This window comes from Mucilaginibacter limnophilus (genome assembly GCF_004005815.1).
In the GTDB taxonomy this organism is placed as follows: Bacteria; Bacteroidota; Bacteroidia; order Sphingobacteriales; family Sphingobacteriaceae; genus Mucilaginibacter; species Mucilaginibacter limnophilus.
Genome location: NZ_SACK01000002.1, coordinates 181,860 through 198,323 on the forward strand (window position 1 = coordinate 181,860; position 16,464 = coordinate 198,323).

A 16,464-nucleotide genomic window follows, 5' to 3' on the forward strand; every position below is an offset into this window, starting at 1 on the left:
TAAAACCCTGTTATTTGAACTATGGTATAAATACTTTTATATCGCCTAAAAGGCACCGTTATAGCCATTTTTCTATATACATGAAGAAGATACTGTTAATCATACTGGTTTGCTTTTTATATGCACAGGGGTTGTTTGCCCAACGCTATTTGTCTGATACTTTCACGGCTGCCGACTCGCTTGTGAACATCGCTTATGGCAGCGCACCAAATTATCAGCATAAAACACAAACACTGCTGCTTGACTTTTACGAGCCCCGCGGCGATAAAACCTCAAAACGCCCGTTGATTATTTATGTACATGGAGGCGGTTTTGTGGAAGGTACGCGCAAATGGGCTTCAGTACGGTTAATGTGTGAAAAGCTGGCCATGAAAGGTTACGCAGTTGCCAGTATCGACTACCGGCTAGACCCAACTGTAAATGTATTCCAGTCTGACACCAACCGCCGGCCCATTACTGATGCCATGCACGATTTGAAAGCAGCAATCAGGTTCTTCAAGGCAAATCAAAACAAATACCGCATTGATACAGCAAATATTGTAACCGGCGGGGAATCGGCAGGTGCTATAACGGCCATGGCTGCCGCTTATGTCGATAAGCTTTCAGAAGTTAAAAATTATAAAAAAACAAACCCAAACACTGTTGATGGAAACAGCGGTAACCCCGGTTATAGTACACGGCCAAAAGCGGTTATGTGCCTCTGTGGTATTGGCGATACGTTGGCGATGGAACGCCCGTCTGATCCGCCGATGCTTTGGATACATGGCTCAAAAGACCCTATGCTGCCTATTGAATGGGGACAGCAAGTGGTAACGCGCGCAAAAAATATTGGATTGCCTTATGAGGCTATTGTATTCAAGGGTGCTACGCATTGTCCGTGGTATTTTGGCTTGCCTAACTGGCGATCATATCTTGACAGTACAGTTAACTATGTGGCAAATTATTTATATTATAAAGGCTTTGCCTTTGGCGATAAAGAAGTATTTGCAAAGGTGAAACCTATTGCCGAAAAATATCAAATACTGCCATTGAATGCTGTAAAACCTACCGGTTGGTTAAAGCAGCAGGTTCAGGATAACCTTGATGGATTTACGGGTCATCTGGATTCGCTGGTGCCCGATCTTATTCTGAAAGATGATATTTATAATAAAGACCGGCTTACCCGAAAAGTAAAAAGTAAGGATGTGGGCGCGCAAGGTGGTGGTGGCGGTAATAACGAAAACGAGGATAACAGCTGGCAGGTGCAGTTTTTATGGTGGAACAGCGAAACACAAAGCAACTGGCGCGATGGCTATATCCGTAGTGCTATTCTTGCTAACGACAAAGAGCATCTTTCGCGCATAGCGAAATACATAAAAGGTATTTTAGCTACGCAAGATGCCGACGGTTACCTGGGCATTTATGATAAAGAGCTGCGGTATAAATTTGACCAGGAGAATGGTGAACTTTGGTCGAAAGCTACTTTGCTGAGGGGCTTACTGGCCTGGTATGACTATACCAAAGATAAAACAGTACTAACAGCCATTATCCGTGCAGTGGATAACGTGATGATAAATTGGCCGGTTAATAAATCGCACCCTTTTTTAGCGATGAAACCTGATGTGTCGGGCCTGTCGCACGGACTGATGTTTACCGACGTGCTGGAAAGCCTTTATCATTTAACGGGCAATCAAAAGTATATGGATTATGTGCTGTTCATGTATAAAGATTTTTCGGAACAGGTGATAAATGAAGACGCGCAATACCGCAAACTGCTTAATGCTGATTTGCTGTTGCGTGGCCATGGCGTGCATACTTACGAGCATTTGCGTACTGTCGCGGCAGCTTACTATGCTTCAGGTAGTCCTAAGCTTAAGCAGGCGCTGCATAATTTCCTTGAAAAAGTAATATTGGCAACAACTGCCTCGGGAGCACCGGTTGGCGATGAGTGGGTGCTTGGCCGAAAGGCCGATGCCACCAAACGGGGGTATGAATACTGTTCACTGCAGGAATTATTACATAGCTATGCAAGCCTTTATGCCAAAAGCGGTGAAAATGATTACGGCGACAAAATTGAAAAACTGTTCTTTAATGCGGCGCAGGGCGCACGCCATCCAAGCCAGAGCTGTATAGCATATTTAAAAAGTGACAATTCGTATGCAATGGAAGGCTGGCTAAACCTTGATAGCGCCGATAAGCATCAGGTTCGGTATAAATATTCGCCGGTGCATCAGGACGCCGCCGTTTGCTGCGTGCCTAACGCCGGGCGTATCGCACCTTATTATATTCAGAACATGTGGATGAAAAGTGGCAATAGTCTTGTAGCATCGCTGCTTGGTCCTTCAACAGTAAATACTACTATTAGCGGCAAACCGGTTTCTGTTAAAGAAGTAACGGAGTATCCTTACAGCAATTCTATCAGCTTTATAATAACGGCTAATGGAAACTTTACTCTTAAAATTCGCAAACCTGAATGGGTGTCGAAGTATACTGTCAGTTTAATGCATACTGAAGAAGACGGCTTTATTGTAATCAGCAAGAATTGGAAAGGCACGGAAATGGTTAAGGTAGATTTTGCTCCGGAGGTGAAAGTTAATCAAGACATCAACAACGAAACCTATTTTACTTACGGCGCGTTGGTTCTGGCGCATCCTATCGCAGCAAAAGAAATTAAGGGCAAAAGCTTTCCGTTAGCAGGCTTTAATGATTACAGGTACGAACCGGAAAATCTTGAAGTGTTGCAATATTCCGGGGCTCCGGTTAAAGTTGCAGGAAATGATAAGTTTACTACCTCATTATATAACCCGGTTACTAAACAAACAGAAACTGTTACGCTGCAACCAATAGGTTCAACCATATTAAGGCAAACTACTTTTAAGCAAAAATAAACCGGCAGGAAAATAAAGCGTTAAATACTCAGTTACAATTACGGGCGATAGCTCTGTTTGCAATTGCCTTTATTATTATTTAATTTGTACTGATTATTTACCTTAATATGCGCCGCCTACACCTGCTGCTTTTGCTTTTACTGGTTTTTAACGCTGCTTTCTCATCAGATGGTGATACCGAAAAGGCATTGGCAAAGCTTGATGTTGAATTAAGCAAAAAAAGCGAGTACGATAAGGCAAAAGAGCAGCGCATCAATCAGTTGAAGTCGGGTTTAAAACCTTCGGCACGCAATCCGAAACAAAACTTCAATGTTTGCAGCGCTATTTATGAAGAATACAAATCGTATCAGTACGACTCCGCTTATGTGTACGCTCACAAACTATTGCAATTAAGCAACCGGCTTAATGATGTTGGTAAAGAATATACGAGTCGTGTTAAAGTAGGCTTTATCCTGTTATCGTCGGGTATGTTTAAAGAGGCCTTTGATAACCTGGCGGGGATTAATGCCCGTATGCTGAACGACAGCATTAAGTATGAATACTACCGGCTGATGATGCGCGCCAATTTCGATCTGGCTAATTATGACAATGATAATCAATATGCGCCTAAATACATTGAACAGGCTAATAAGTATATAGATTCGGCGGTAGCGGTAAGCAAACCCGGCTCATACAACAGTTTATATTTAATCGGGTATAAAAAGCTCAAAGACGGTAAACCTGCAGCCGCTGAAGCCGACTTTCAAAATTTACTCAACACGCAAAAACTTACCTCGCATCAGCATGCCATAGTAGCATCAACGCTGGCTAATATTTATCTCAAAAACAAAAAAGACCGCGATAAGGGCATACAATTGCTCTGCGAAGCGGTTATTAGTGATGTACAATCGTCAACTAAAGAAACACTGGCTATTTATTGGCTCGCCGAGGTGTTTTACAAAAGCGGTGATATCAAAAACGCATATAAATACATTCAACATGCTGCTGCCGATGCCGATTTTTACGGTGCGCGCCAGCGCAGGGTACAAATAAGTTCAATATTGCCTATGGTTGCCGCCGAGAAGCTGGCTTATACCGAGAAGGAGAAGACGCGTTTTTTAATTTTCATTATCTCGCTGACCATATTGGCTATCCTGGTTATTGTGATATCGGTGATTCTTTTCAGGCAGCTAAAAAACCTTAAAGCAAAGGAAAAGATAATCGAAGAAACCAACGCCGAGCTTGAAGCTATTAATCTTAAGCTTGAGGAAGATACTCATATTAAGGAAGAGTACATTGGCTATTTTTTTAACGTGATATCAGGTTATATTTTGAAACTGGAAAAGCTTAAACGCTCAGTAGATGTTAAGCTGGCGCAGAAACGGTATGACCATATTCAACTGATTGTTGATAACATTCAAATCAAAAAAGAGCGCGATAACCTGTTTCATACCTTCGACAGGATATTCATAAAAATATTCCCAAATTTCGTTACCTCATTTAACAGCCTGTTTAAAAAGGAAGACCAGATATGGCCTAAGAACGATGAAGTATTAACTACTGACCTGCGCATTTTCGCCTTGATACGATTAGGTGTTACTGACAGCGAAACCATATCCAAAATTCTCGAGTATTCAGAGAAGACCATTTATGTTTATAAGATGCGCCTTAAGGCGAAATCTATTTATCATTCTGATGAATTTGATAAACGTATAATGGAAATTAAAGCTGTAGAGCCTCGTAAAAATAAAGTACGGGTTGAAAATCTACATAATTAGAGCGTTCGAAAAAGCCGCCTACAGCTTAAATAAGCCCTAAATTCAATTAAATTTTTCATCTTCTCGTAAAAATCAACTGGCTGATTATCAACAGATTGATTTAAAAAATCCTTAAATTTTATTAAATTTTAGCTAAACAAATAGCTAAACCCTTGCAGGCTTGCGAGATTTGTTATAGTGAAAACATAAGCCAGGCCGGTTACGTAAAAGAAAAACAAACCAAGCCCTGTTTAGGCTGTTGTTTCACAGCGTTATAAACCAAACAACCCATTATTAATTCTTTACTGTAACTACTGCGTATGCATAAATTTTTTACAAAAAAATTTGTCTTCCTGTTACTTTACGTGTCATTAAGCTTTGAGTTTACTGACGCTGCTGCTGCATCTGTTACCCGAGTTGAGCCTGCTTACTGGTGGATTGGCATGAAGAACAAAGAATTGCAGCTGATGGTTTACGGGCCGGCTATTGCAAAATCTACTCCGGAGATTACTTATCCGGGAGTTACCATAAAAGAAGTAGCCCGTACCGATAATCCAAATTATCTATTTGTTTACCTGACTATTGACGCCGCTAAACCGGGAATTGTACCTATAAAATTTTCTGACAACGGCAAGGTCTTTACCTATAAGTATGAACTAAAAGCACGTACCGATAAAAGTGGCGCGCTGGGCTTTAGCAAGGCAGATGTGTTGTACCTGCTTACTCCCGACCGCTTTGCAAACGGGAATATTAAAAACGATAACTGGGATAATGTAAACGTTGATCGTAACGATCCAAATGCACGCCACGGCGGCGATTTACAGGGCGTGGCCCAACGGCTTGATTACATTAAAGATCTTGGTTTTACTACCGTTTGGTTTAATCCCGTGCAGGAAAATAAAATGCCTCACGGGTCGTATCACGGCTATGCTATAACCGATTTCTATAAGATCGATCAACGCTTTGGCACCAACGAAGATTTTAAAAAACTTACCGCAACCATGCATGCTAAAGGCATGAAAGTGGTAATGGATATGATATTTAATCACTGCGGTAGTGAGCATCCGTGGATGAAAGATAAACCGGCTGCCGACTGGATAAATAATCCAAACAACTACGTAGAAACTAACCATGCCAAGCTTACCGCTATGGATACCCATGCGGCTAAAACGGAGCAGGACATATTGCTTGACGGCTGGTTTGTACGCTCGATGCCCGATCTCAATCAACGCAACCGTCATTTGGCAACATATCTTATTCAAAACAGCATCTGGTGGATTGAGTATGCCCGTATAGACGGCATCAGGCAGGATACTTACCCATACCCTGACTATCAATTTATGGCCCGCTGGTGCAAAGAGGTAATGGATGAATATCCCAACTTCAATATCGTTGGCGAATCATGGTACGGAAAAAGCAGTGAGGTGGCTTGGTGGCAGCGCAATTCGTCGCTTAATAAAAACAACAGCTATTTAAAAACCGTGATGGATTTCCCGCTGACCTTTGCCTCTGAAAAGGGCTTCAGCAAAGACGATAACGAGCATGGTGGCGAGTCATCAGGGCTGTACAGCGTTTTCGAGGTAATTGCTCAGGACTTTCTATATGCCGATCCGGACAACATTCTTACTTTTTTAGATAACCATGACCTGGGACGTTTTGCACGTAAGGAAGAGACAGATTTAAACCGTTTTAAACAGGCCTTTGCGTTTCTGCTTACTACGCGCGGCATCCCGCAAATTTACTATGGTACCGAAATATTGATGGTTGGTACCAAGAACGAAGGCGATGGCAGCATACGCAAGGACTTCCCGGGGGGATGGCCGGGTGATAAAACAGATGCTTTCACTGCTGCCGGTCGTACCCGGATGCAAAACGAGGCATTTGATTACCTGAAGAAACTGTTAAACTGGCGCAAAAACAACGACGCAGTTATTAATGGTAAACTGACACACTACGCCCCCAGCTGGAATAATAACGCTTATGTGTATGCCCGCATAAGCGGCGACAAAACAGTGTTGGTGATACTGAACGGCTCGGGCAAAGACCAGGATTTGGATATGGCCCGCTATACTGATGTTACCGGCAGTCATACAACCGGTATCGACGTGATCACCGGTAAGCAGGTGCAGCTTAAAGGTACAGTTACTGTACCTGCCCGCGGTGAATACATTCTTGAACTTAATTAAATAACCATAATAACATGAAAAGAGAAACATTTAAAGGCGCCCCTGCCTGATGCCTGTATAACAGGTGAAAAGCCTACAGCAAGTATTAACCAAACTAAAAGAATGAAAAAAGCTTTACGCACTATTAATTTAAATTACATGAGAAATAATTATTTAAAGAACTATTTGCTCTTGTTTGCCTTGCTGCTTGTTTCGGGAGTGGCATTTGCGCAAACAGGCAGTATTTCGGGTACCGTAACAGACAATAAAAGTATTACCCTGCCGGGTGTGTCTGTAAGCATTGACGGTACTAACATAGGTACCGCCACCGATGTAAATGGTGCATTCAGGTTGAATGGCATTACTTCCGGTACGCATACTATAACAGCGAAATATATTGGTTACGGCAATGTGAGCAGGCAGGTTACAGTTACCGCAGGGCAAACTGCTAACATAGCACTGGTAATGGAATCACAAGCACAAGCGCTTAACGAGGTGGTGGTAATTGGTTACGGTACGCAACAACGTAAAGATGTATCAGGTTCAATTGCTACAGTAAACAGCAGGGATTTTCAAAAAGCGGTTGTATCGTCGCCCGAGCAACTGATAGCCGGTAAAGTAGCCGGTGTTTCAGTTATTTCAAACGGAGGTCAGCCGGGTGCGGGTAGCCAGATCCGTATCCGTGGCGGCGCTTCGTTAAGTGCAACAAATAATCCATTAATAGTTATTGACGGCGTTCCGTTAAGTGATAACGGAATATCCGGCGCCGCCAATCCGTTAAGTTTAATTAATCCTAACGATATTGAAACCTTTTCTATTTTAAAAGATGCATCTGCAGCTGCGATATACGGCTCAAGAGCATCAAACGGTGTTGTGCTTATTACAACCAAAAAAGGTCAAAGCGGTGCTCCCAAAATTAACTTCAACTCACAGGTAGGTGTATCAAAGGTATCAAAGAAGGTTGATGTATTTTCGGCAAGCGAGTTTAGAGATTTTGTAAATGAGCACGGTACTCCTGAACAAATTGCTTTGTTAAGCGATTCAGAAACAGACTGGCAGGACGTTATTTATCAAACAGCTATCACCACCGACAATAACATCAATGTTTCCGGTGGTATTGGCAAAAACTTTCCTTATCGTGTTTCTGTTGGCTATCTGAATCAGGATGGAGTTCTAAAAACGGATAACCTTAAACGTACATCAGCTTCGGTAAACTTAAGCCCGAAATTTTTTGATAACCACTTAAAGGTTAATCTTAACTTAAAAGGCGCTATAAATAAAAGTCGCTTTGCAAACCAAGGTGCTATTGGAGCCGCTGTAAGTATGAACCCTACATTTCCAATATATTCTGATAATGATGAATTTGGCGGATATTATGAAATTACTAAACAAGGGAATCTTGAAACGCTTGCACCTCGAAATCCGTTAGGCTTACTTGAACTAAGAAACGATAATAGTACAGTTAAACGTAGCATTGGTAACCTGCAATTAGATTACTCATTTCACTTTTTGCCTGACTTGCACGCCAATTTAAACCTTGGTTATGATTACTCATCAGGTGAAGGTAAGATATTCGTACCTGATTATGCTGCTCAGGGTTATAACAGGATAACAGTTGACGGTGTTGTACATAACGGTACCAATAATCAATATAGCCAAAAACAACAAAACCGTGTTGGCGAGTTTTACTTAAGTTATAACAAAGACGTAAAATCTATAGAAAGTCGTTTTGATGCAGTAGCCGGCTACAGCTACCAGATATTCAGAAACGAGGATGCACCAAACGGAAGCCAAAATTATGGTTTTCCTGATTTAACTGCAGATAACGTAGTGGTACAATCAAGGCTGTTCCCGAACAATGTTTTTCAAAACGTATTGATATCATATTACGGACGTTTGAATTATACCTTTAAAAACCGTTACACGTTAACTGCAACAGTACGTACCGATGGTTCTTCCCGCTTTGCTGAGGAAAATCGCTGGGCTACATTCCCGTCTGGTGCTTTTGCATGGAACGCTAAAGAAGAGTCGTTTTTACAGGATGTTGATGCGTTTTCAATACTTAAGCTGAGAGTTGGTTACGGTATAACCGGGCAGCAGGAAGGTATCGGTTTGTATGATTACCGCTCATTTTATAACTTGAGTAATAACGCCGCACAATACCAAATGGGTGATGCATATTATAATATGTATCGTCCGGGTGGTTATTATCAAAACAGAAAGTGGGAGCAAACAGCTACTACCAACGTTGCCGTTGACTGGGGTTTCTTTAATGATAGGTTAACCGGTACCATTGAGTATTATTATAAGAAAACCAAAGACCTGCTAAACGAGGTAGCGCAGCCTGCAGGTACAAACTTCAGAAACCAAATTGTAGCTAACATTGGCTCGATGGAAAATAAAGGTGTTGAATTAACCGTAAACTCACAGCCTGTTAAAAACAAAGATTTTACATGGGATTTGGGAGTAAACTTTACTTATAACACAAATAAAATCACTCAGTTAACTATTGCTCCCGATCCTAATTATGTAGGTGCACGCTTTGGTAACATTTCAGGCGGTACCGGTAACTCAGTGTTGATTAATTCGGTAAATAACCCACGCGGTGCGTTTTATGTGTATCAGCAGGTATATAATAGTGAAGGAAAGCCATTGGATGGTGTATTTGTAGATCGTAATGGCGATGGTATAGTAAATGACAATGATTTATATCGCTATAAAAGCATTGATCCGAAAGCATTTTTCGGTTTAAGTACATCTGTGGCGTATAAAAAATGGACAGCCGGATTAGTGTTAAGAGGCAGTATTGGAAATTACCTATATAACAACGTTTTCTCAAATACTGCGACACTTAGAAACATCTTTAACCCGGTTGGCGGATATTTGAACAATGCTTCAACCAACCTGCTTGAAACCGGATTTTCTGGTGCAGGAGATACTTATTTCTCATCTGACTATTATGTACAAAACGCTTCTTTCCTGCGCATTGATAATATCAATGTAGGCTACAATTTTGGGAAGATATTTAATTCAGGTGCTAATTTAAGGTTATACGGAAACGTGCAAAACGCCTATGTGTTTACTAAGTACAAAGGGTTAGATCCGGAGGTAAACAGCGGTATAGATAATAACTTCTATCCAAGACCAAGAACATTTGTATTAGGGTTGAACCTTGATTTCTAATTAAAAAGCGAGAGAAAAATGAAAAAGAACATAATAAAATTTTTAGTGGTTGCCGGGTTGTCTGCAGGTATGGCATCATGCACAAAGGACCTTAACCAATCGCCGCAAAATGATATAACCGCCGACCAGGTTTACAGCACGCCTTTGGGCTATACACAAGCAATGGCCAAAATTTACGGAAGTTTAGCACTATCAGGAAACGAAGGGCCCGCAGGTAACAATGACCTTCAGGGCGTACCTGATGAAGGTAACTATGCCGGGTTTTTGCGTACTTTTTGGTATTTGCAGGAACTGCCGACCGATGAAGCACTTATTGCTTGGGGCGATGCGGGTTTACAGGATTTTAAAAACATGAACTGGTCATCATCAAACCCTGCTATAGTAGGCCAATATTACCGGTTAATGTATGAGGTAACCCTTGCTAATGATTTCATTCGTCAGTCGGCTGATGATAAGGTAAGTTCACGGGGCATTTCGGGCGCTGACGCTGAAAAGATCCGTCAGTTCCGTTCGGAAGCACGTTTTTTACGTGCATTTGCATACTGGGCGCTAATGGATTTATTTGGAAACCCGCCGTTTGTTACGGAGAACGATGTATTGGGGGCAAGCCTTCCGCGTCAGATAAGCCGCGCTGAACTGTTTACTTACGTAGAATCAGAATTAAAAGCCATAGAAGGCGAATTGGTTGATGCAAGGGCCAATGAGTATGGCCGCGCGGATAAAGGTGCAGCCTGGGCACTGCTTGCAAGGTTGTATCTTAACGCAAAGGTTTATACCGGTACCGAACGTTATGCTGACGCCATGGTTTATGCTTCAAAAGTAATTGATGCCGGTTATACGCTGCATGATAACTACAGGGAATTGTTATTAGCTGATAATAATCAGCAAGCCAGAAATGAGTTTATTTTCACCATTAATTATGATGGCCTAAATACCAAAGGATTTGGCGGTATGACATTTTTTACCCATGCTTCTTACGGAGACCCGATGCCGCCGGCTAATGATTTAGGTGTTGATAGCAAATGGAGCGGTATCCGTACAGCGCCTGAGTTAACAAACTTGTTTCCTGATGACGGCCGTACCAATTACGATGACTTTCCGGAAAATTTCACCGATAATACAAGCGCAGTAGATAAACGCGCGCAGTTTTGGTTTCAAGGTATGAATCCGGCAATACCAGCTCTTACAACATTTACAGATGGCATCGGTGTTTTAAAATATCGCAACCTAAATTCAGACGGAAGCAAAGGTAAAGACCTCGGCCATTCAGATGCTGATTTTCCGGTATTCCGCTTAGCTGAAATGTACCTGATATACGCTGAAGCCGCTGTACGTACAAATACTAATATTGGTACTGCTGTTGGCTACATTAACTTGCTAAGACAACGGGCATATGGCAATGCATCAGGCAATGTAACAAGTATTGACGCGAACTTTATATTGCAGGAAAGGGCACGAGAGCTTTACTGGGAAGGCGTAAGGCGTACTGACCTTATCAGATATGAGCGCTTTACCAGCAGCAATTATTTATGGGCATGGAAAGGCGGTGTAAAATCAGGAAGAGAAACACAATCCTTTCGCACCTTATATCCGCTTCCTTCAGCTGACCTGACAGTGAATCCTAATCTTAAACAAAATCCTGGTTATTAACAATAAGAAACAGCATATATGAAATCATATATATTTAAATCCGTGATATTTGGCGTGATAGCGCTGATGTTATGGTCGTGCAAAAAGGATGAGACACGTGTTGTAGTAGCTGATAATGTTACCGCCCCGGTACTTGAAGCTACATATGATAACTTGGTGCTTACTGAAGATAAGCAAACGGAAGATGCCTTGCAATTAACCTGGGAAAAAGCTAACTATGGTTATGCTGCAGCGGTTTCATACAGCATTGAGATTGCTAAAAAGGACAGCAGTTTTGCACGTGTTGCAAGTGCTGATATGGGATCTGATAACGAGCGTATTTTTACCGTTGGTGATCTGAATAGCCTTATCAGCCAGTTAAACGTAAAAGGCTTCGAAGAAAATGAACTTGAAATAAGGATTAAGGCAGATATAGGCGGCGGTGTAGCTCCTGTATATTCAAATGTTATACCGGTTACAGTAACGCCTTATGAAGATAAACCGCCATATCAAACATTATATCTGGTAGGTGATGCAACACCCGGAGGTTGGGATAATGGCAAAGCTTCACCGGTTTACCGCGATCCTGCAGATGCCTTTGTATTTACATACACCGGTTATTTCAATGCCGGGTCCTTTAAATTTATAGCAAAACCGGGCGCTTGGACACCAATGTGGGGTATTACTGATGGAAAAGTTGCCTTCCGTGCTACAGAAGCTGATCCTGATCCGGGCTCGTTTTCGATTCCTGCTGCAGGTTATTACACTGTATCGCTTAGCCTGAAAAATAATACGTTTACTATGCAACCATACGATGCCGGCGGTAAAACCGTTTACGAATCAATAGGTATTATTGGCGCTTTCAATGGTTGGGGCAGTACCGAGGCAATGACACATTATGCAAACGATCCGCATAACTGGACGATTACACATACGTTTACCGAGCCGACAACCGAGTTCAAATTCCGTATAGCGGCTGATTGGAGTGCTAACTGGGGCGCTTTTGATAAACCTACTCAAACCAACCCTTATGGTACAGGTAAATCAGGTGGTGAAAATTATATAATACCAGCTGGCACATACCTAATCATATTTAACGACATGACATTTGAGTACGTATTTGTAAAACAGTAATTATATATACATCAGATCAATTCACAGTCCGGATCAAACCAGGCTGTGAATTGTGTTTAAAACAAGCTGATACATCCGTCAGAATAAAAGCCGGCCTATGTTGCGGCATAAAATACAAAGCATGAAACGTGTTTACAGGTTAATAGTGTTGTTTATACTGCTTGGCAGTATGGCATCATGCACAAAAGCAAAAAACGATCCGGTACTTCCGCCGGACGAGGAACAGGAAACAACTGATACGACAAATTTAAAAGAAGGTGTCACCTTTATTAATAATGGCACATCGGCCCTGTTGCGCTTATATGCTCCGGGTAAAATAAGGGTATCGGTAATAGGTGAATTCAATGGATGGAATGCCGATGCTACACCAATGCAAAAAATGGCTGATGGCGCTTCTTGGTGGGCTCGCATTGATAATCTTGACCCCAATACCGAATATGCCTATCAGTTTTTAATTAATAATAGCTTAAGAGTAGCCGACCCATATACCGAGAAAATACTCGACCCCGATAATGATAAATATATATCGGCTTCGGTATATCCAAACCTTAAGGCTTATCCTACGGGTAGTACCACCGGTATTGTAAGCGTTATGCAGGCCAATCAGCCATCGTATAGCTGGAAAGTAAATAACTTCACAAGGCCAGCTAAAAAAGATCTGGTGATATATGAGTTGTTGATACGTGATTTTGTAGCTGAGCATACCTATGATGCCGTGTTAGAGAAACTCGACTATTTAAAAAGCCTGGGAGTAAATGCTATTGAACTTATGCCCGTTGCCGAGTTTGAAGGAAATGAATCATGGGGATATAACGACTCTTTCTTTTTTGCGCCTGATAAATATTACGGCACAAAAAACGATTTGAAGGAATTTGTTGATGCATGCCATCAGCAGGGTATAGCGGTTATACAGGATATTGTACTCAACCATGCTTTCGGCTCATCGCCAATGGTGCGGATGTATTTTGATAACGCTACACAAAAGCCTACTTCAAACAGCCCATGGTTTAATGTTAACCCAACCCACCCTTTCAATGTTGGATACGATTTCAACCACGAAAGCCCGGCTACGCGCCGTTTTGCCAAAGATGTAATGCGCCATTGGCTGAAAGAATATCATATTGATGGTTATCGTTTCGATCTTTCAAAAGGTTTTACCCAGGTAAATAACCCGGATAATGTCGACGCATGGTCAGCTTATGATGCCAGCCGTATTGCCATATGGAAAGACTATAATGCTTTTATTAAGTCTGTCGACCCTAACGCGTATGTAATACTGGAGCACCTTGCCGCAGCTAACGAAGAGAAGGAATTGGCGGCTGATGGTATGCTGTTGTGGAATAACCTGGCCTATAACTTTCAGGAAGCTAACATGGGTTGGGTTGGTACTTCAGATTTGCAATGGATGCTATACAACAACCACACATTTGCGCAGCCTGATAACCTGGTAACCTATGCAGAAAGCCATGATGAAGAGCGCACCATGTTTAAAACCATTACTTATGGTAATCAGGGTACTGGTAGTTACAATGTACGCCCGTTACCAAACGCTTTAAAGCGTGAGGAAATGAGCGCTGCGTTTTTGTTTGCTAACCCGGGACCAAAAATGTTCTGGCAGTTTGCCGAACTAGGCTATGATATAAGTATCGAGCAAAATGGCCGTACCGGTAACAAACCAATTTTGTGGAACTACAACGATGTGCCTGAACGTAAAGCCTTATATAATACTTATAAAAAGTACATTAACATGAAGCTTAAAAATCCTGTTTTTGGCACCGGCGATGTTACCGGCAACCTGGCAGGTGCTTTCAAAACGTTAACGCTTAAATCGGCCAATGTTGATGTTGTTGTGGTAGGCAACTATGATGTAACGGCACAAACCGCAACCGTTACGTTCACTAAAACAGGTACCTGGTATGATTATGTTACCAATACCACAATGAATGTAACCAATACATCAACAAGTGCTACACTCCAACCTGGCGAGTACCATATATACAGTTCGACGCAGTTACAATAAATCGGTATTAAACGCCTTCCTGGTTATATTTAATTAAGGGCCCCTTTTCTGATGAATTTCGGATGGGGGCTTTTTATTTAATATAATTAATGCAGATATTCTTTGGTGATCAACTTATACAGGCGCTGGCTGTCTTTCGCCATATCTAAGTTTTGCTTCAGCATCATATCCAACTCCTTATTGGGCAAAGCAGCTGCAATATCATGCATTACTTCAAAGCAGGTTATCTCAATATTTTCAAGGGTGCGTAGGTGAATAAGCATGGTAAGGTCATTTTCAAGGTCACTCAAATGCAAATCTCTATTGGTGATAAACGCCTCCAGGGTTATAGATTTTATGCCCAGGCATTTATGAGGCGAGTAAGTTTCGTGCAGTAACTGATACATTGCTTCCATTCGCAGAAGCTGTATTTTGATATCATCGATATTTTCTATTATAGCATTTTTAAGATCATTAAAAGACGCGCGTTCAATTAATGTAGGTAGATATTTGAGCAGATGTTGCTTGACACAAAAAATACTGTTTAATTGAACCATAAATATTTTCCTCAGCGAAATTTCATCAAGTGAAAAATGTCCTCTGAATATTCGCATGTCGGGTTTTTGATGAGGGGCCATAGCATGAAATTTACAAGTGAGTGTGTTAGCATAAAAAGAAAGATGTAATAAAGCTACACACTTAAATGAAGTAAACCTATAGTTAATTTGTATTTCAATTTCATTTAGATTAAACAGTACGATGTGCTAAAATTTGATTTGCAGAATTTATTGCCTTTTTTTGTGTAGAATCAATCTAAATAATAAAATGAAAAAGATATTAACCGCCTTGTTCATTACAATAATCACAATTACTGTTTCAGCACAGTCAAAGCTTGAGCAGGACAGGCAAGCGATAAAAGCCTTGCCGGGCTTTTATAAGGTTACTTTTAATTATGCCGAGACTTTTGCACCCGACACCGCATATAAATTTCACCCGCGCTATAACTCTTGGGGTTATGAGTGGGCGGTTATTGAAGAAGATTCGCCAAAAAAGATTGTGATACAACACCTGCTTGTGGTAGGCGACAGCATGATCATTAAGCACTGGCGCGAAGACTGGCTGTACGAAGAACCAACCATGCTTGCATTTGATAAAGGAAATACCTGGAATAAAGTTACCCTTAAGCCTGCCGATGTTAAAGGGCGCTGGGTACAACGCGTTTATCAGGTTGACGATAGCCCGCGTTACGAGAGTATTGGCACCTGGGTGCATGTAGATGGCCGCCATCAGTGGCAAAGCGAAACAGATTCACCGCTGCCGCGGCGTGAGTTCACTAAGCGCAGCGACTATAATGTATTGCGCCGCGGAAACCGCATATATTTAACACCCGAAGGCTGGATGTTTGAGCAGGATAATAAAAAGATCATCCGCTCGGAAAGTGGTGATAAATTACTTGCGCAGGAAAAAGGTTACGAAGAATTTACTAAAACCGACGAGGCAAAATTTGCTTACGCGAAAAAATGGTGGAGCGACCAAAAGCGTTACTGGGCCGATGTGCGCGAAGTATGGGACGGTGTTTTTGCCGGCACCAATAAGCTTACGCTGAACCAAAAGGTTGACGGAAAACTTTTGTTTGAAAAGCTATTTGAACTGGGCGATCAGTCGGTAAAAGAGAAATGGAATTCGGCAAAAAATAGAGAGGAAGCCGGTAAGGTAATTAAAGCGCATTTAGCGTCCTAAGCCTCACCTAA

General features: G+C 41.7%; 9 protein-coding genes. 8 read left to right on the top strand and 1 reads right to left on the bottom strand.

Annotated features, from left to right (window positions below):
* The first annotated feature begins 80 nt into the window (after positions 1 to 80).
* The 7 genes from EOD41_RS05155 to EOD41_RS05185 all read left to right on the top strand — a co-directional run bounded on the left by EOD41_RS05155 (position 81) and on the right by EOD41_RS05185 (position 14,734).
* The gene (locus EOD41_RS05155) at positions 81 to 2,867 is read left to right on the top strand and encodes a beta-L-arabinofuranosidase domain-containing protein (protein ID WP_164849887.1); all 2,787 of its coding nucleotides are present in this window, start codon (positions 81 to 83) and stop codon (positions 2,865 to 2,867) included.
* A gap of 107 nt (positions 2,868 to 2,974) precedes the next feature.
* Positions 2,975 to 4,624 carry a DUF6377 domain-containing protein gene (locus EOD41_RS05160; protein WP_127703731.1) on the top strand — a complete coding sequence of 550 codons (1,650 nt, stop codon included), beginning with the start codon at positions 2,975 to 2,977 and terminating at the stop codon, positions 4,622 to 4,624.
* 299 nt (positions 4,625 to 4,923) lie between these two features.
* Positions 4,924 to 6,789 (top strand): glycoside hydrolase family 13 protein, encoded by a 1,866-nt coding sequence (locus EOD41_RS05165; protein ID WP_127703732.1) that lies wholly within the window; start codon positions 4,924 to 4,926, stop codon positions 6,787 to 6,789.
* 138 nt (positions 6,790 to 6,927) lie between these two features.
* A complete protein-coding gene (locus tag EOD41_RS05170) occupies positions 6,928 to 9,951 on the top strand; it encodes a SusC/RagA family TonB-linked outer membrane protein (RefSeq protein WP_127703733.1) in 3,024 nt (1,007 codons plus the stop codon).
* Positions 9,952 to 9,969: 18 nt separating this feature from the next.
* Entirely contained in the window at positions 9,970 to 11,601 is a 1,632-nt protein-coding gene (locus EOD41_RS05175; RefSeq protein ID WP_127703734.1) for a RagB/SusD family nutrient uptake outer membrane protein, read from the top strand.
* 18 nt (positions 11,602 to 11,619) lie between these two features.
* On the top strand, positions 11,620 to 12,714 hold the full coding sequence (locus tag EOD41_RS05180; protein WP_127703735.1) for a SusE domain-containing protein: 1,095 nt from the start codon (positions 11,620 to 11,622) through the stop codon (positions 12,712 to 12,714).
* Positions 12,715 to 12,835: 121 nt separating this feature from the next.
* Entirely contained in the window at positions 12,836 to 14,734 is a 1,899-nt protein-coding gene (locus EOD41_RS05185) for an alpha-amylase family glycosyl hydrolase (RefSeq protein WP_127703736.1), read from the top strand.
* 86 nt (positions 14,735 to 14,820) lie between these two features.
* On the opposite strand, the gene EOD41_RS05190 is transcribed toward EOD41_RS05185, so the two are convergent.
* A complete protein-coding gene (locus tag EOD41_RS05190) occupies positions 14,821 to 15,351 on the bottom strand; it encodes a DUF892 family protein (protein WP_127703737.1) in 531 nt (176 codons plus the stop codon).
* Between the two features lie 187 nt (positions 15,352 to 15,538).
* Here EOD41_RS05190 and EOD41_RS05195 point away from each other — a divergent pair, with 187 nt between their 5' ends.
* A complete protein-coding gene (locus EOD41_RS05195) occupies positions 15,539 to 16,453 on the top strand; it encodes a DUF6607 family protein (RefSeq protein ID WP_127703738.1) in 915 nt (304 codons plus the stop codon).
* The last annotated feature ends 11 nt before the right edge of the window (positions 16,454 to 16,464 follow it).

Bases quoted from the DNA above. Each gene is read 5' to 3' on its own strand.
- EOD41_RS05190 (WP_127703737.1), bottom strand. From the start codon at position 15,351: ATGGCCCCTCATCAAAAACCCGACATGCGAATATTCAGAGGACATTTT.
- EOD41_RS05155 (WP_164849887.1), top strand. From the start codon at position 81: ATGAAGAAGATACTGTTAATCATACTGGTTTGCTTTTTATATGCACAG.
- EOD41_RS05185 (WP_127703736.1), top strand. From the start codon at position 12,836: ATGAAACGTGTTTACAGGTTAATAGTGTTGTTTATACTGCTTGGCAGT.
- EOD41_RS05195 (WP_127703738.1), top strand. From the start codon at position 15,539: ATGAAAAAGATATTAACCGCCTTGTTCATTACAATAATCACAATTACT.
- EOD41_RS05170 (WP_127703733.1), top strand. From the start codon at position 6,928: ATGAGAAATAATTATTTAAAGAACTATTTGCTCTTGTTTGCCTTGCTG.
- EOD41_RS05160 (WP_127703731.1), top strand. From the start codon at position 2,975: ATGCGCCGCCTACACCTGCTGCTTTTGCTTTTACTGGTTTTTAACGCT.
- EOD41_RS05175 (WP_127703734.1), top strand. From the start codon at position 9,970: ATGAAAAAGAACATAATAAAATTTTTAGTGGTTGCCGGGTTGTCTGCA.
- EOD41_RS05180 (WP_127703735.1), top strand. From the start codon at position 11,620: ATGAAATCATATATATTTAAATCCGTGATATTTGGCGTGATAGCGCTG.
- EOD41_RS05165 (WP_127703732.1), top strand. From the start codon at position 4,924: ATGCATAAATTTTTTACAAAAAAATTTGTCTTCCTGTTACTTTACGTG.